We start from the raw sequence: 16,121 nt of genomic DNA, 5'->3' as shown, positions 1-16,121 counted from the left end.
GCCCGCGGGTATTAAAGGGCGACCGGGAACAGCCAGCCCAAAATCATTGCGCCGAGGATGGCGCCACCGGTAATCGGCTTCTGCCAGATGTAGAACAGCAGCGCGCCTACCAGCGAACCGACGCCGATTGGAATGGAGGCGGTCATCGCGCTGAGGATAATCAGCGGCCCGAGGAAGCGGCCGGAGGCGTTACCCGCGCCCATCATCACGTCTGCGCCGTAGGTGGAGTTGCTCTGGTTGATGGTGAACTTACGCGCCAGGATGATGACGTAGCCAATCGCCAGACCAATCACCAGGCCGGTAATCAGCGAGGCAATGAAGTTGGTCACCGGGAACATGATCCCCGCGCCCAGCAGCAGCGCCGGTACGCCGAGGCCCACGCCGGTCTGGATCGCCCCACCGATGTCGAGAATACCCACCAGCGACCCTTCAATAATGCGGGCGAACAGGAAGCTCGCGCCGAACGCCGCCACCGCGCCGTAGACGCCGGTATCGATTCCCGCTTTCAGCATCGCCACGAAGGCCACTTCGTTAAACGCGCCGATGCCGTAGAGGTAGTACATGTGCGTCCCGGCGAAGACGCCGGAGGAGAGCAGGCCAACGAAGATCGGGAACGACCAGTCGGCATACCAAAAACCTTTATTCTGTTCCATTTAGAGGCTCCTGTTATTTACCGCTGAGCGAGTTGTGGATCATGTCGAGCCAGTTCGGCACGGTCAGATGGAAGGATTCGATCATCTTCATGTCGAAGCCGCGGAAGAAGCCGCTCAACACGAACAGCAGGACGATCGCCGCCATCATCACTTTGGTGACGTGGTTCCAGCCGCTCTCCTCAACGCCTTTACCGATCAGGATGCCGAGAACCAGACCCGGTACGGCGTTCCCCATGATCAGCTGCGCCGCGCCGCCAAAGATGGTGGCCCAGAAGCCCGATTTTTTACCCGCGTCGATGGCCGCCAGCCAGAAGATCACCGGCATCACGGTGTTAACCAGCAGGTTCGCGGCAGGCACCAGCACCTTCACGGCGGTGACCTGCAGCGCTGCCGGCACGGAGGAGGCGGTCAGGTTCAGGAAGGTGACGACGAGCATGCCAATCACGCCGCAGGCAATTGCCATTTTGCGGGGATCGTGCAGCGTTTCGCCGACGTTACGGTTTTTGATCATCAGTGCAGCAGCCCCCCAGTTCGGGATGATGCGGTGGTCAACGTCCTGTGTGAAGGCACCTGCAGCCACGGAAGAGGCCCAGGCGTTAAAGAAGAAACCTAACCCAAAGGAGAAGTGGGACGCCGGATCCCCTTCACAGGAGTTCAGTTCCCCCAACGTACGAAACGCGCCCATACCCTGAGTGGTAGGCGCATGAAACATGCGTGCAGCCCCGGCTCCGACACCGACGCCAACCAGGCCGCCAATGATGAGCGATTTTATTAATATAATTAAGAACATCAGTCTGCCCTTTTATGAATAATCAGCGTTGCGTGACGAAATCCACCTGGTCGAGATTGATGGCGGTCACGTTGACGGTCACATCCAGCTCCACGCTGTAGGTGCGTCTTTCCCGGCGCAAAAAGAAGAACAGAAACGCTTCTTTACGCACCGCTTCTTGCGCCTGAACAACCTGCACATCCTGTGGCTCAATACGCAGTAAGATATGCGGTGAGGCTTTCATCACCGCGGCCTGAACGTGGTTGAGGGCGTCGGCAAAGGCGCGCGCTTTGGCGTCGCCCTTCCCCTTCACTCTCACCGTGGTTGTGAACTGTTCTTTCATGCTTATGCGCCGTATTTCTTCTGCCACGCCTGCACCAGACGCTCGCCCAGCTCTTCTTTATCCATAAACCCAAAGCCCAGCACGTTGCAGCCTTCGTTGATGGCGGTCACGCCCTCTTCCACGGAACGCATGCCGTATTTGGCCTTGTAGCCATATTTGGTTTGGGCGGTGATGGCACCCGCGCCGCCGCTGCCGCAGAAGGAGATGCCGAAGGTGGCGTTTTCCGCTTTCATTACGTCCCCGAGCTTCATGTCCGCCGCCATGCCCGGCACAACCACTGCGCGTCCACCTGCTTTTTCCACACCCGCAGCCACTTTCTGACCTTTACCCAGGCGATCGCCAATCACGACTGTAATCTGTTCCATGTGTTGCTCCTTAAAGGTTGTCTTTCGCGACTTCAAAGTGAACGGAGAGCAGCCAGGCCTCTTCATCAGGAAGGTTGCCAAACTGCGCCACCACTTCACGGGCAAGCTGCATTGAATCTGGTGAAATTTCGTCGAACAGCTCTGCTTCAACCTCCGGCAGCGGCTCGCCGGTCACGGACCGGTGCGCCATTGCGCGAACGTGGGAGGTGAGCATCTGCTCCTGTACCGCATTGGGGATGATGTTGTGCCGGGCCAGCAGGGCATAAACCTGCTGCAGCATGGTGTTCGCGAGCTGTTCTGTTTGTACCGCCTGTTCCCCAACGTCGTTCATTACCGCTCCGTTAATCACTCGTCTTACCCCGTTAATGGCTCTGGAATAAAACTAACGTTGGGCGTGAAGGGTTTGTAGCGAGTTGTTTTCCACTTCGAAGTGGAAAGGCGAGCCGCAGCAGTGATCTGTGCCACATAAATATGGTGAATCTGGATTAACGACCGCATTTACGTGATGAATATCACGCTATTAAGCGGCACTAAACAGGTAAGCGGAGTGGAAAAGTTTACGAGCAGGCTCGTAGAAATGTGACGTGGATAAGGTTTTCTTATGGGGATTCGCTAGAGTGGCTGCGGGTGCTTGAGACTGACCGTCTCAGGCATGGGACGGAAAGTGGAAAGCCCCGCCTGATAGAAAATCAGGGCGGGGGCTCGAAACGACACGTCGGACCGTGGAGTTCGCTACCTCGCCCGCTTTAAAGCAAGGAGGCATCCATGAAACGCCAATCCCCAATTATCCGGGTTTCGATGATTGTTGCTTTGACAATAATCATCTTAACGCTGGTGACGAGGAAAACACTGTGCGAGATCCGTTTTCGAAACGGCTCGCTTGAAGTGACAGCGCGGATGGATTGTCGCTCCGGCCAGTAGGGAGCAAGGATGCGGGGGCGCTTAGTGCGCCTCCGCATACGGAGGAAGGACGTACAGCTCAGGCACCCAATTAACGGTATTTCTTGTGGTACGTGTTGCGCGTCGCCACAAACTGGTCGGCCGCCGCCTGGGCTTCCTTCACTTTGCCTTCGTTAGCCAGCTTCAGCGCGCCGTCGATCTGACCGACCAGCACGTCAAAGCCGTGGCGATAGTCTTTCATCTCTGCGCTGTCTGCCGCTTTGCTTTCCAGCTTTGGCGGCGTCGCTTTTTGCGCGTCCAGCGCCGCTTCACGCATTTTGGTCAGTGCGCCTTTCATTTCCGCCGCATTGTCCGTTTTCTGCACTACCTTCAGGTTTTGACTGAGGATGTCCATGTTGTCTTCGAGATCGGCAGCAAACGCAGAAGAGCCAAGAACCAGCGTTGAAGCCGCGACGATCGCTAACAGGTGTTTACGCATTGCTCACTTCCTTTTTTATTATTAAAACGCTTTTCGGGTATTACTGGCCGGCGATTTTCATTTCCGGCAGTAATACAGAACCACACTGTATATTGCTACGTGTTTCAATATCGTTACCGACCGTAACGATATTGCGCCACATGTCCTTCAGGTTACCGGCGATGGTAATTTCGCTCACCGGATACTGAATTTCGCCGTTTTCGACCCAGAAGCCTGCCGCACCGCGAGAATAGTCGCCGGTGATGCCGCTTACGCCCTGGCCCATCAGCTCGGTGACCACCAGACCGGTGCCCATCTCTTTCAGCATCTGCTCGAAGTTCAGGCCCTGACCGGCAATGCGCCAGTTGTGGATCCCGCCCGCATGTCCGGTGCTTTTCAGCCCCAGCTTGCGTGCGGAGTAGTTGGTCAGCAGCCACTGGGTCAGAATGCCGTCTTTAACAATATCGCGGCGTTCCGTGCGCACGCCTTCGCTGTCGAATGGCGTGGAGGCCAGCCCTTTCAGCAGGTGCGGATGTTCCTCGATAGTCAGCCACTCCGGCAGGATCTGCTTGCCCAGCGAGTCGAGCAGGAAGGTGGATTTACGGTACACCGAGCCGCCCGCGATAGCGCCCACCAGATGACCAAACAGGCCGGTCGCCACTTCATTGGCAAAAATGACCGGGGCCTTCATGGTGGAGAGCTTACGCGGCGACAGGCGAGACAGCGTGCGTTCGGCACACTCTTTGCCCACCCATTCAGGAGACTGCAAATCCCCCAGCGCGCGGCCAATGGTGTAGGCGTAGTCACGCTCCATGTCACCGTTCTCTTCGGCAATTACGCAGCTTGAAAGCGAGTGACGGGTGGAGCAGTAGCCCTGCAGCATGCCGTGGCTGTTGCCGAAAACTTTGATGCCGTAGTGGCTGTTGAAGCTGCCGCCTTCGGTATTTGTGATGCGCTTGTCAGCCTGCAAAGACGCCTGCTCGGCGCGCGCGGCCAGCTCAATGGCTTCGTCCGGGGTCACTTCCGCCGGATGGAACAGATCGAGATCCGGCGCGTCAAACGCCAGCAGATCTTTATCCGCCACGCCTGCGTAAGGATCCGGAGAGGTGTAACGGGCGATATCCAGCGCCGCCTGCACCGTGCGGGCGATGGCATCCGGGCTGAGATCGGTGGACGACGCACTGCCTTTGCGGTTCTGGTGATACACCGTGATCCCAAGCGCGCCATCGCTGTTAAATTCTACATTCTCCACTTCGCCATAGCGGGTGCTCACGCTAATGCCGGTGGTTTTGCTGACCGCCACTTCGGCGCCATCTGATTTACCTGAAGCGAGCGTCAGCGCGGTGGAGACGGCTTCTTCCAGAATCTTACGCTGCGCTTCAACTTGTGAGGTTACTTTCATCGCAAATGCCATACTGTAAGAGAGAGTTAAGTGAAGTCTAACAGAGAACCGTTTTTCAGTGCGCGTCTTAACTGGTAACATTAGCCTCTTTTTTTAAGGAGCCTGACATGACTAAGCAGCCCGAAGACTGGCTCGACGACGTTCCCGGTGATGACATCGAAGACGAAGATGATGAGATCATCTGGGTCAGTAAAAGTGAAATTAAACGTGACGCCGAAGAGTTAAAACAGCTTGGCGCAGAAATGGTAGAACTGGGTAAAAACGCGCTGGATAAGATCCCGCTCGACCAGGATCTGCGTGATGCCATTGAACTGGCACAGAAAATCAAGAAAGAAGGCCGTCGTCGCCAGCTTCAGCTTATCGGTAAAATGCTGCGTCAGCGCGACGTGGATCCGATCCGTCAGGCGCTGGACAAGCTGAAAAACCGCCACAACCAGCAGGTTGCGCTGTTCCATAAGCTGGAGCAGATCCGCGATCGTCTGATTGAACAGGGTGATGATGCGGTACCGGAAGTGCTGAACCTGTGGCCGGATGCCGACCGCCAGCAGCTGCGTTCTTTGATCCGCAACGCGAAGAAAGAGAAAGAGGGGAATAAGCCGCCGAAATCCGCGCGTCTGATTTTCCAGTATCTGCGCGAGCTGTCTGAAAACGCAGAGTAAGCCCCTCACCCCAAAGGGGAGAGGGAGAAGAGATAATGTAGGCCCGGTAAGCGCTAGCGCCACCGGGCTTTTTTTTACTCTGCGGCCGCGGCTTTCTTCGCCAGACCGTCCAGCAGCTTCTGATGGATCCCACCGAACCCGCCGTTGCTCATCACCAGAATGTGGTCGCCAGGCTGTGCGGCTTTCACCACCATATCCGCTAAGACATCCACGTCCGCGCTCCAGTGCGCAGGCTGAATGCAGGCATCGGCCACTTCAGCCACCTGCCACGGAATATGCTGCGGCTGCAGCAGGAAGACTTCGTCGGCACGTCCCAGGGACGGTGCGAGGTCGTCTTTGCAGATGCCCATTTTCATGGTGTTCGAGCGCGGTTCCAGCACCGCCAGAATGCGCGCGGTGCCGCCAACCTTGCCGCGTAACGCAGCAAGCGTCGCCAGAATGGCCGTTGGGTGGTGCGCGAAATCGTCATACACCGTCACGCCGTTCGCTTCGCCGCGCAGCTCCAGGCGGCGGCGGGCGTTGATAAACGTCCCCAGCGCATTGGCCGCATCCGCAGGCAGCACGCCCACGTGGCGCGCCGCGGCGATCGCCATCAGGCCGTTGTGCATGTTGTGCTCGCCCACCAGGCCCCACTTCACCTCGCCCACTTTCTCACCGTCGAGCAGTACTTCCCACTCGGAGGCATCCGCGTTGAGTTTTTTCGCCTGCCAGTGGCCCTGCTCGCCCACCAGTTCCTGCTCGCTCCAACAGCCCATCGCCATGGTCTGCTTCAGGTTGATGTCGTTCTCCGGCAGGATAATGCGGCCCTGGCCCGGAACAATGCGCACCAGGTGGTGGAACTGTTTCTGAATGGCTTTCAGGTCGTCAAAGATATCCGCGTGGTCAAACTCAAGGTTGTTGAGGATCAGCGTGCGCGGGCAGTAGTGCACGAATTTGGAACGCTTGTCGAAGAATGCGCAGTCGTATTCATCCGCTTCAATCACAAAGAACGGGCTGTCGCCGAGACGCGCAGAGACGTCGAAGTTACCCGGCACGCCGCCGATCACGAAGCCCGGCTTGTAGCCGCAGGCTTCAAGGATCCAGGTCGCCATGCCGGCGGTGGTGGTTTTGCCGTGGGTACCGGCTACGGCAACCACCCAGCGGTCGCGCAGCACGAAATCATGCAGCCACTGCGGGCCGGACATGAACGGAATATTGCGTTCCAGCACCGCTTCAACGCACGGGTTACCGCGGGTCATGGCGTTGCCAATGATGACCAGATCCGGCTCGGGATCCAGCTGGCTGGCATCGTAGCCCTGAATTAAAGAGATGCCCTGTTTCTCCAGAAGCGTGCTCATCGGCGGATACACATTGGCGTCCGAACCTGTCACTTCATGGCCCAGCGAGCGCGCCAGCATTGCCAGTCCGCCCATGAAAGTGCCACAAATCCCCAATATATGAATGCGCATACGTCACTATCCTTCTTTAATGTGGCGCACATTTTACTCACATGTTAGCGGCTGTGAAACGCATTTCAGGTAAATCCGTATGTTGCTGGCGCGATTCACCTCTGCGCTACTATTTGAATATTTGTTAAGATTGTTGGGCTTTAGTCGTTTTAGTGAACATACAATCGCTCTACTCACAAAGATGCAGGGAAAGTGTTATGAAAACGTTAGGTGAATTTATTGTCGAAAAGCAGCACGAGTTCTCTCATGCTACGGGTGAACTCACTGCTTTGCTGTCGGCAATAAAGCTGGGCGCTAAGATCATCCACCGTGATATCAACAAGGCCGGTCTGGTCGATATCCTGGGTGCCAGCGGTGCCGAGAACGTTCAGGGCGAGGTTCAGCAGAAACTCGATCTGTTCGCAAATGAAAAACTGAAAGCTGCACTGCGCGCGCGCGACATCGTTGCGGGTATCGCCTCCGAAGAAGAAGATGAAATTGTTGTTTTCGAAGGGTGTGAACACGCGAAATACGTCGTACTGATGGATCCGCTCGACGGCTCATCCAACATCGACGTTAACGTTTCTGTCGGTACCATTTTCTCCATCTACCGCCGCGTCACGCCTGTTGGTACGCCGGTAACCGAGGAAGATTTCCTGCAGCCGGGCAGTAACCAGGTTGCGGCCGGTTACGTCGTTTATGGCTCGTCCACCATGCTGGTCTACACCACCGGATGCGGGGTTCACGCCTTTACCTACGATCCGTCGCTGGGCGTCTTCTGCCTGTGTCAGGAACGTATGCGCTTCCCGGAGAAAGGCAGCACTTACTCCATCAACGAAGGCAACTACATCAAGTTCCCGAACGGCGTGAAGAAGTACATCAAATTCTGCCAGGAAGAAGATAAAGCGACCCAGCGCCCTTACACGTCCCGCTACATTGGCTCTCTGGTCGCGGATTTCCACCGTAACCTGCTGAAGGGCGGTATCTACCTCTACCCAAGCACCGCCAGCCACCCGGACGGGAAGCTGCGCCTGCTGTACGAATGCAACCCGATGGCGTTCCTGGCCGAACAGGCGGGCGGCAAGGCGAGCGACGGTAAACAGCGTATTCTGGACATCGTGCCGGAAAGCCTTCACCAGCGCCGTTCGTTCTTCGTTGGCAACAACCATATGGTTGAAGACGTTGAACGTTTTATCCGTGAGTACCCGGACGCGTAATATCTCTCCCGGGGAGCCAGTCTGGCTCCCCAACACATTTATATATTTTACCGTATAAGTGTTTATAAAAATCACGCTTTAATCTTCACCCCTGCTCCTGCATTATTTCCATAACAGTTTGACATTTATTTCCTGGAGCAGAATTGCAATGAAAAATTATTCCCGGGCTAATACCGGCATTGATTTAAATCTTATCCCTGTATTTATTGAAGTCGTCCGCTGCGGCAGTATGGCAAAAGCCTCTTTGCGCCTGGAGATGTCACGTCCTGCGGTGAGCCTGGCGTTGAAGCGTTTTAATCAACTGTTTGATGAGCCGTTATTTTTCCGCAAAGGTTTATATCTCGAGCCGACTGAAAAAGCGTTAGCGTTAACCAGCTCGCTGGAATTATTAATGGGTGATATTCACGATAATATTGCGGCGGTAAATTCCGCGAAAAATAAAGCCCCGGCACAGAACGCACCGGGGCTGGGAAATATTATGCCGCAGTCTGAGCCGTCACTTTAAATGATGACATGGCTTCCATCAGCTGACGCGACTGCTCCTCAAGGGAGCGGGTCGCGGCGGAGGATTGCTGCACCAGCGCCGCATTCTGCTGCGCGGTTTCATCCATCTGGTTCACCGCAATATTCACCTGCTCGATGCCGCGGCTCTGCTCCTGAGACGCGGTGGCAATTTCGCGCATCAGTTTGGTCATGCGCAGCACTTCGGTGGCAATCTCATCCATCGTTTCACCCGCCTGCTGGGCCAGCTCGCTGCCCTCGTTAACGTGGGCCTGCGAATCGCCGATCAGAGAGCGGATCTCTTTCGCCGCGTCGGCGCTGCGGCTGGCAAGGTTGCGGACTTCACCCGCGACCACGGCAAACCCGCGCCCCTGCTCTCCCGCGCGCGCCGCTTCCACGGAGCGTTAAGCGCCAGAATGTTGGTCTGGAAGGCAATACCGTCAATCACGCTCAGGATGTCGGCGATGCGCGCCGAACTGCCGGAGATATCGCGCATTTTTTCAATCACGTAGCAGACCATTTCGCTGCCGTGATCGGCGGTGTCGGAAACAGACTTCGCCAGCTGGTGCGCCTGCTCGGCGTTGTCGGCGTTAAGCTTCACCGTGGCGGTGATCTGCTCCATGCTGGCGGCGGTCTGTTCCAGCGACGTGGCGGTGGATTCGGTGCGCTCGGCAAGATCCCGGTTCCCCGCCGTCAGCTCGCGGCTGCCGGTATCAATTTGCGAGCTGGCATCGCGAACCCGCAGAACCGAGCTCATCAGCGACTGACGCATCTCCTCTATCGCCGCATTGAGGCGGTTAAACTCCTGGCTCGCCGGGGCATTCAGCGTGTGGGTTAAATCGCCCGCCGCCACGTTCTCCAGCTGCGCAATGGAGGCCGACAGCGGCTTGAGCAGCATATGGCGCAGCGCCAGCCAGGCGAGCGCGATAATGCCCGCCGTCAGCAGCGCGGCGACAATAATCAGGATCAGCACGCGGGTTTTACTCGCCTGCACGGCACGCACTTCCGCCTGACCCCGCGCTTCGCTCCATTTCTGAAACGCCTGCATGTCGTTATCGAACTGCTTCGCCACCGGAATCAGCGTGTTCTCCAGCAGATCGTAATAGCTATCTGCGCTCTGGTCATTCAGGGTTTTCAGCATCGGGCCGATCCCCTGCTGGTTATACGTCGCCAGGCTGGCCGCGACTTTGTCGAGGAGCTGCTGCCCCTGTTCGTCAGCCACGCCGCCGTCAATCACGCCTTTTAACGTTTTCCGGGCCAGGGCGACTTCCTGATTGATGTTTTTTACCGCTTTGGCCGCATCGTCCAGCATGCCTATTTCCATCATGCGGACGGCCTGACCTGCCTCATTGCGCGCGCGCAGGATCAGCGTATAGCCGGTATTCAGCTGCACCATCTGCTCACCCTGAAGGTGATTAATGCGCTGCAGTGAGGAAGAACTCTGTGTGAGGGCATAAATGCCGATGCCGCTGACAATCAGCAGCAGAAGGGTCATAACGGCCAGTAAAGAGAGCAAGCCGGTACGAATCGATAGCGTTTTAAGCATGATATTATTTCCGGTAGCGAGATATTTCTGGGCATAAAAGAAGAGTATCGGCCGCTACCGGAAAATGTTTAGACTTTAAGCAAATTCAGTGTGTTATCGCTCTGTTACCGATGTGTTTACGCGGGTAACAGGCGAGCTTTGACGGTTCTCCCAGAGCACCGTCAGCCCCCGCTGCAGGGCAATAAAAATAAACAGCAGAATGCCAATGGCGATCTTCGTCCACCACGAGCTGAGCGTGCCGTCAAAGTTGATATAGGTTTGTATCAGCCCCTGAATCGCGACGCCGAACAGCGTCCCCAGCACCGTCCCTACACCGCCGCTGAGCAGCGTGCCGCCGATAACCACAGAAGCAATTGCATCCAGTTCCACGCCGACGCCTGCAAGGGCATAGCCCGCCTGGGTATACACCGAGAAGACAATACCCGCCAGCGTTGCCAGGCCGGTCGAAAGCATATAGATGCGGATGGTGGTGCTGCGAGTTGAGATCCCCATCAGGTTGGCCGACGTGGCGTTGCCGCCAATGGCGTATACCTGATTGCCGAACCGGGTGCGGTGGGCGAGGAAAATGCCAATCACCACCACGCCCAGCATCAGCAGCCCCATCGCGCTCAGGCGACCGCCGCCGGGAATTTTCCACGCCAGGCTGGAGAGCGTGTCATACACCGGATGGTTAATCGGAATCGACTCCTCAGAAACCAGATAACTTACGCCGCGCAGGAAAAACATCCCGGCCAGCGTGATGATAAAGGCCGGAATTTTCAGCGCGTCGATCAGCAGCCCCATAAAGGCGCCAAACGCGCAGCCCATCACCAGCACCAGCGGAAACGCCACCAGCGGCGAGATGCCCCAGAAACCGATCGCCTTCGCGAGGAATACCCCCGTGAACGCGATCACCGAGCCGACGGAGAGATCGATCCCGCCGGAGAGGATCACAAAGGTCATGCCGACGGCGATAATGCCTAAAAAGGCGTTGTCCGTCAGAATGTTGCAGATCACGCGCGTTGAGGCAAAACCGGGGAACTGCGTGAGGCAGTAGAGATACCCCAGCACAAACACACCCAGCGTGATCATTAACGGTAAATTACGTTTTATCATGGCCACGGATCCCCTTAATGATGCTGACAAAGCGCGGCGACTGGACGATCAGCACGCAGAGTACAACTACCGCTTTTACCACCTGGTTGAGTTCCGGCTGGAATCCCGAGAGCAGGATCCCGGTGTTCATGCCCTGAATGATCAGCGCGCCGATCACCGAGAGCAGCAGGTTAAAGCGCCCGCCCATCAGCGACCCGCCGCCGATCACCACCGCGAGGATCGCATCCAGCTCCAGCCAGAGCCCGGCGTTATTGGCATCGGCCCCGCGAATATCGGCGGCGACGATGACACCGGCAATGGCGGCGCAGACGCCGCTCAGCACGTAGGTCAGCATCACCATCAGGCGGGTGTTGACCCCGGCGTTGCGCGCGGCGCGAATGTTGATCCCCACCGCCTCAATAAACATCCCGAGCGCCGTTTTGCGGGTGAAGAGCCAAAAGACAATAAGCGTGACCAGGGCAATAATCACTGGCGTCGGGAAGAACAGAAGGTTACCGCTGCCAAGCCATGCCAGGCTCGGAGAGTTGAAGGTAACAATCTGCCCCGAGGTGATCAGCTGTGCGACCCCGCGCCCGGCCACCATCAGGATCAGCGTAGCGACAAAGGGCTGAATTTTCAGCACCGCCACCAGAATGCCGTTCCATAGTCCGGCCAGCACGCCGGTGCCTAAGGCCGCTAGCAGTACCACCGGCAGGCTGTGACCGGCCACGGTCATTGAGGCTGCCGTGGCCCCGGCGATAGCCATCACCGCGCCGACGGAGAGATCTATTCCGCCGGTGGCGATCACCAGCGTCATCCCAATCGCCAGCAGCGCCACGGGCGCGGCGCGGTTTAAAATATCGATCGGGCTGCCAAACAGGCGGCCATCCTGAACAATAATCTGGAAGAAATGCGGTGCGACAAGGCTATCTACCAGCAGCACCACCAGCAGCGCTGCAATTTGCGGCGTGCCGGTTGGCCAGCTAAAGCGGCGCTTTGACTCACCGGTTTGCGAAAGCGAACGGGACATCACGATTCACTCCTTACGCCGCGATGGCATTCATGATTGCCGGAACGGACAGTTTATCCAGCGGGATCTCTGCCACCTGTTTGCGATCGCGCATGATGATGACGCGATCGGCATAGCCCACCAGCTCCTCCAGCTCGGATGAGATAACCAGCAGGGCCAGCCCGTCCGCACAGAGCGTTTCGATAAGCCGGATAATTTCGGCGTGCGCGCCCACGTCGATACCGCGCGTCGGCTCGTCAAGGATCAGGAACTGCGGTTTGGTCAGCAGCCAGCGGGAGAGCAGCACCTTCTGCTGGTTACCGCCGGAGAGAAATTCAATCGGCTGTTCCGCGCTCGGGGTGCGGATGCCGAGCTGGCGGATAAAGCGCTCGGCGATGGCGTTTTGCTCTTTACGAGGGATCGGGCGCAGCCAGCCGCGCTGGGCCTGCAGGGCCAGGATGATATTTTCCCGCACCGAGGCGGCGGCAATGATGCCGTCCGTTTTCCGGTCTTCCGGGCAGAAGCCAACGCCCAGACAGGAGGCCTGATGCGGCGATCGCAGGGTTTGCGGTTTGCCCTTGATCAGCGCGGTGCCGCTGTCGGCAGGCTTGATCCCGAAGATCACCTCGGCGGTTTCGGTTCGGCCCGAGCCCAGCAGGCCCGCCAGCCCGACAATTTCGCCGGGACGCACCTCAAGGTTAAACGGCGATATCACGCCTTTCTTGCCGTAATCGCTGAACGCGGCAACCGGTTTTTCGCTCAGCAGCGTACGGCCCGCACGCTGGAGCGCGTTGGTTTCCAGCTCGCGGCCCAGCATCATTTTCACCAGCTCGATCTGCGGCAGCTCGCGGGTTTCGCGGCAGCCGACAAAGCTGCCGTTGCGCAGCACCGTAATGCGGTCGCTCACCTCATACACCTGATCGAGAAAGTGCGTGACGAAGATCAGGCTCACGCCCTGATCGCGCAGCTGGCGCATCAGGGTGAAGAGCATCTCCACTTCCTGGGTATCGAGGCTGGCGGTGGGTTCATCGAGGATCAGCACCTTCGCAGAGAGATCGATCGCGCGACAGATGGCGACGATCTGCTGCATCGCCACGGAAAAGCGGTTCAGCGGCTCGCGGACGTCGAGGGAGAAGCCGTAGGACTCCATCAGCTTCGTGGCACGCGCCTCCATCTCTTTGCGGCGCAGCAGGCCAAAGCGGCGTGGCTCGCGGCCAATAAACAGGTTGTCCGCCACCGACATATTCGGCAGCAGGTTCACTTCCTGGTAAACCGTCCCGATCCCCAGCTGCTGGGCGTGGGCGGTATTTTTTGGCGAAATGGCGTTGCCTTCCAGCCAGATGGTGCCGCGATCGGCGTGATAAACGCCGGTCAGCGATTTAATCAGCGTCGATTTTCCCGCGCCGTTCTCACCCAGCAGCGCCATGATCTCACCGCGCCGCAGGCTGAAATCAACGCTATCCAGCGCCTTTACGCCGGGGAAGAATTTACTCAAGCCCTCTGTGCGGAGGATTTCCTGGTGTTGTTCAGTTTTCATATTCATGTCCCCGGCACGTTCCCGTAGGCCGGGTAAGCGCAGCGCCACCCGGCAATTTCACTGGATCAGTAGCCCATATTTTTCTTCTTCTCTAACTCTTCTTTCGCTGTATCAGGCAGGTAGAGCGTGGACTTGGTGACGGTCACCTTCTCAGGCATCGTGCCGTCTTTCTTGAATTTCTCCAGCGCGTCGAATGCCGGTCCCGCCATGTTCGGCGTCAGCTCGACGCTGGCATTGGCTTCACCGTCGATCATCGCTTTGTAGATGTCCGGCACGCCGTCGATAGAGCCGGTGAGGATATCTTTGCCCGGCTTCAGGCCCGCTTCTTTAATCGCCTGAATCGCCCCGATCGCCATGTCATCGTTGTGGGCGTAAACCATGCAGATATTCTTGCCGTTGTTTTCAGCCTTGATAAAGCTCTCCATGACCTCTTTACCCTTACTGCGGGTAAAGTCGCCGGACTGGGAGCGGATAATCTTGATGTTTGGCGCTTTGGCAATGGCCTCAGCAAAGCCTTTCTTACGGTCAATGGCTACGCTCGCACCGACGGTGCCCTGCAGTTCAACGACGTTACACGGCTTGCCGTCGACCTGTTTAATCAGCCAGTCGCCAATTAACTGCCCTTCAAGCACGTTATTAGCGGTGACGGTGGTCATATAGAGAGATTTGTCTTTAACATCGATGGAACGGTCGAGCAGGAAGACCGGAATTTCAGCGTCTTTCGCTTCCTTCAGAACCGGTTCCCAGCCGGTCGCCACCACTGGTGCAATAAAGATGGCATCCACGCCCTGGGCGATAAACGAGCGCACGGCTTTGATCTGGTTTTCCTGCTTTTGCTGACCATCGGCGATTTTCAGGGTGATGCCGCGTTTCTGGGCCTCGCTTTTCGCAACGTTGGTTTCCGCCGCACGCCAGCCGGATTCAGAGCCAACTTGCGAAAAACCTACGGTTAAGGGAGCGGCCATCGCCATAGACGACATGGCTGCCGAAACTGCTGTGACAAGAAGTAAGCGCTTCCACATATGAACGTCCTCGTAGGGGTGTTTATTGTTGGTTAAAAGATGTTCTGCGAAATGACTATAGCCAATGAAATATGTAACGAATTGCGTTACATCACACTTCAGGAAAGTGAATAAAATGTTAATCACAAGTTTGTAATCGCTTTCATTTCACCATTAAAAATGCGGCTGAGTTTATGGATTTTCCTGTCATGGAAACGGTCTGAAAAGTGGGGCTTGCGGGGAGAGAAAGCGAAAAGAGGCGGAGACATTCAGCGTGAGTTGGCTATAATACCTGCCACTTGTTTACCATCCATTTTAAAGGACACCGACATGAGCTTACTCAACGTCCCAGCGGGTAAAGAACTGCCAGAAGACATCTACGTTGTTATTGAAATCCCGGCCAACGCAGATCCAATCAAATACGAAATCGACAAAGACACCGGTGCGCTGTTCGTTGACCGTTTCATGTCTACCGCCATGTTCTATCCGTGCAACTACGGCTACATCAACCACACCCTGTCTCTGGACGGTGACCCGGTTGACGTGCTGGTTCCAACGCCATACCCACTGCAGCCAGGCTCCGTCATTCGCTGCCGTCCTGTTGGCGTGCTGAAGATGACTGACGAAGCGGGTGAAGATGCGAAGCTAGTTGCGGTACCGCACACCAAGCTGAGCAAAGAGTACGATCACATTAAAGATGTGAATGACCTGCCAGAGCTGCTGAAAGCGCAGATCGCCCACTTCTTCGAGCACTACAAAGACCTCGAAAAAGGTAAATGGGTTAAGGTTGACGGCTGGGACAACGCAGAAGCGGCGAAAGCAGAAATCATCGCCTCCTTCGAACGCGCTGCTAAGAAGTAATTCTTACTGCCAGACACAAAAAACAACGCCACCTCACGGTGGCGTTGTCGTTTTTCAGTACTGGTCTCTGTCTAACCAGTTACCGCTTACAATCCGCGTTAACCCGTCGACCGGACGCTGGTAGACATACATCCACGCGCTTCCGTACGGTGTCTGGATCAACTGGCGAGCGTATTCACCGCCCCTGGTGCGCAAGGCATCAAGTTCGGCAAGTGTAGCATTATCAATACGATAAACTTCACCCTGTACTGTTCCTTCGCCGGGAACCGCGCCTGGATAGTGGCCCAGGCTGTACAACTGGTAGTTCTCGATATTGTAATTCCCCAGTAGCTGGGCATTGGTCATCCAGTGACTGTTGCCTTGCCTGGTTCGTAAACTGCCGTAGACAAATATTCGCATT

18 protein-coding genes and 1 pseudogene are annotated in these 16,121 nt (G+C 56.7%); 5 read left to right on the top strand and 14 right to left on the bottom strand.

Annotated elements, in window-relative coordinates; translation table 11 throughout:
* Positions 1 to 11 precede the first annotated feature (11 nt).
* The 5 genes from DG357_RS02440 to DG357_RS02420 are packed head-to-tail and all read right to left on the bottom strand — an operon-like array spanning position 12 to position 2,479.
* Entirely contained in the window at positions 12 to 653 is a 642-nt protein-coding gene (locus DG357_RS02440) for a DUF4310 family protein (protein WP_003856081.1), read from the bottom strand.
* A 13-nt stretch (positions 654 to 666) separates the two neighbouring features.
* A complete protein-coding gene (locus DG357_RS02435) occupies positions 667 to 1,443 on the bottom strand; it encodes a DUF4311 domain-containing protein (protein WP_023310182.1) in 777 nt (258 codons plus the stop codon).
* 22 nt (positions 1,444 to 1,465) lie between these two features.
* Positions 1,466 to 1,765 carry a DUF4312 family protein gene (locus tag DG357_RS02430; RefSeq protein ID WP_006810338.1) on the bottom strand — a complete coding sequence of 100 codons (300 nt, stop codon included), beginning with the start codon at positions 1,763 to 1,765 and terminating at the stop codon, positions 1,466 to 1,468.
* A gap of 2 nt (positions 1,766 to 1,767) precedes the next feature.
* Positions 1,768 to 2,130, bottom strand: coding sequence for an SFCGS family glycine-rich protein (locus tag DG357_RS02425; RefSeq protein WP_023293430.1), 363 nt, complete (start codon positions 2,128 to 2,130; stop codon positions 1,768 to 1,770).
* A gap of 10 nt (positions 2,131 to 2,140) precedes the next feature.
* Positions 2,141 to 2,479: a PRD domain-containing protein gene (locus DG357_RS02420; protein WP_026080657.1), complete on the bottom strand. Its 339-nt coding sequence runs from the start codon at positions 2,477 to 2,479 to the stop codon at positions 2,141 to 2,143.
* Positions 2,480 to 2,895: 416 nt separating this feature from the next.
* Here DG357_RS02420 and DG357_RS02415 point away from each other — a divergent pair, with 416 nt between their 5' ends.
* Complete coding sequence (locus DG357_RS02415) at positions 2,896 to 3,051, top strand: Hok/Gef family protein (protein ID WP_041911460.1); 156 nt, start codon at positions 2,896 to 2,898, stop codon at positions 3,049 to 3,051.
* Between the two features lie 70 nt (positions 3,052 to 3,121).
* Here DG357_RS02415 and cybC read toward each other — a convergent pair whose 3' ends face one another.
* The gene (cybC, locus tag DG357_RS02410; protein WP_028015297.1) at positions 3,122 to 3,508 is read right to left on the bottom strand and encodes a cytochrome b562; all 387 of its coding nucleotides are present in this window, start codon (positions 3,506 to 3,508) and stop codon (positions 3,122 to 3,124) included.
* 40 nt (positions 3,509 to 3,548) lie between these two features.
* The gene (gene pmbA / locus DG357_RS02405; protein WP_032644960.1) at positions 3,549 to 4,901 is read right to left on the bottom strand and encodes a metalloprotease PmbA; all 1,353 of its coding nucleotides are present in this window, start codon (positions 4,899 to 4,901) and stop codon (positions 3,549 to 3,551) included.
* Between the two features lie 95 nt (positions 4,902 to 4,996).
* Here pmbA and yjgA point away from each other — a divergent pair, with 95 nt between their 5' ends.
* A complete protein-coding gene (gene yjgA, locus DG357_RS02400) occupies positions 4,997 to 5,548 on the top strand; it encodes a ribosome biogenesis factor YjgA (protein WP_028015295.1) in 552 nt (183 codons plus the stop codon).
* A 74-nt stretch (positions 5,549 to 5,622) separates the two neighbouring features.
* Here yjgA and mpl read toward each other — a convergent pair whose 3' ends face one another.
* Positions 5,623 to 6,996: a UDP-N-acetylmuramate:L-alanyl-gamma-D-glutamyl-meso-diaminopimelate ligase gene (gene mpl, locus DG357_RS02395; protein ID WP_028015294.1), complete on the bottom strand. Its 1,374-nt coding sequence runs from the start codon at positions 6,994 to 6,996 to the stop codon at positions 5,623 to 5,625.
* Between the two features lie 197 nt (positions 6,997 to 7,193).
* On the opposite strand from mpl, the gene fbp reads away from it, so the two are divergent.
* Both fbp and DG357_RS02385 read left to right on the top strand, forming a co-directional pair.
* Positions 7,194 to 8,192, top strand: coding sequence for a class 1 fructose-bisphosphatase (gene fbp, locus DG357_RS02390; protein WP_028015293.1), 999 nt, complete (start codon positions 7,194 to 7,196; stop codon positions 8,190 to 8,192).
* A gap of 148 nt (positions 8,193 to 8,340) precedes the next feature.
* Complete coding sequence (locus DG357_RS02385; protein ID WP_028015292.1) at positions 8,341 to 8,697, top strand: helix-turn-helix domain-containing protein; 357 nt, start codon at positions 8,341 to 8,343, stop codon at positions 8,695 to 8,697.
* On the opposite strand, the pseudogene DG357_RS02380 reads toward DG357_RS02385, so the two are convergent.
* From DG357_RS02380 to ytfQ, 5 genes and pseudogenes are all read right to left on the bottom strand, one after another.
* Positions 8,669 to 10,239: pseudogene (locus DG357_RS02380) on the bottom strand (methyl-accepting chemotaxis protein). The gene DG357_RS02385 and the pseudogene DG357_RS02380 overlap by 29 nt on opposite strands.
* Positions 10,240 to 10,332: 93 nt before the next feature.
* The gene (yjfF, locus tag DG357_RS02375) at positions 10,333 to 11,334 is read right to left on the bottom strand and encodes a galactofuranose ABC transporter, permease protein YjfF (RefSeq protein ID WP_021240694.1); all 1,002 of its coding nucleotides are present in this window, start codon (positions 11,332 to 11,334) and stop codon (positions 10,333 to 10,335) included.
* Complete coding sequence (gene ytfT, locus DG357_RS02370) at positions 11,321 to 12,346, bottom strand: galactofuranose ABC transporter, ATP-binding protein YtfT (protein ID WP_162268710.1); 1,026 nt, start codon at positions 12,344 to 12,346, stop codon at positions 11,321 to 11,323. The genes yjfF and ytfT overlap by 14 nt, the downstream gene beginning before the upstream one ends.
* A gap of 10 nt (positions 12,347 to 12,356) precedes the next feature.
* The gene (ytfR, locus tag DG357_RS02365; RefSeq protein ID WP_041911465.1) at positions 12,357 to 13,859 is read right to left on the bottom strand and encodes a galactofuranose ABC transporter, ATP-binding protein YtfR; all 1,503 of its coding nucleotides are present in this window, start codon (positions 13,857 to 13,859) and stop codon (positions 12,357 to 12,359) included.
* A 65-nt stretch (positions 13,860 to 13,924) separates the two neighbouring features.
* Positions 13,925 to 14,881: a galactofuranose ABC transporter substrate-binding protein YtfQ gene (gene ytfQ, locus DG357_RS02360; RefSeq protein ID WP_021240696.1), complete on the bottom strand. Its 957-nt coding sequence runs from the start codon at positions 14,879 to 14,881 to the stop codon at positions 13,925 to 13,927.
* Positions 14,882 to 15,190: 309 nt separating this feature from the next.
* Here ytfQ and ppa point away from each other — a divergent pair, with 309 nt between their 5' ends.
* A complete protein-coding gene (ppa, locus tag DG357_RS02355; protein ID WP_041911466.1) occupies positions 15,191 to 15,721 on the top strand; it encodes an inorganic diphosphatase in 531 nt (176 codons plus the stop codon).
* A 54-nt stretch (positions 15,722 to 15,775) separates the two neighbouring features.
* On the opposite strand, the gene DG357_RS02350 is transcribed toward ppa, so the two are convergent.
* Positions 15,776 to 16,120 (bottom strand): gamma-glutamylcyclotransferase family protein, encoded by a 345-nt coding sequence (locus tag DG357_RS02350; RefSeq protein WP_008501424.1) that lies wholly within the window; start codon positions 16,118 to 16,120, stop codon positions 15,776 to 15,778.
* Between the last annotated feature and the right edge of the window lies 1 nt (position 16,121).

This window comes from Enterobacter bugandensis (assembly GCF_900324475.1).
Lineage (GTDB): Bacteria > Pseudomonadota > Gammaproteobacteria > Enterobacterales > Enterobacteriaceae > Enterobacter > Enterobacter bugandensis.
The sequence above is the reverse complement of the archived record's forward strand: the minus strand, read 5'-3'. Positions and strand labels throughout refer to the sequence as shown.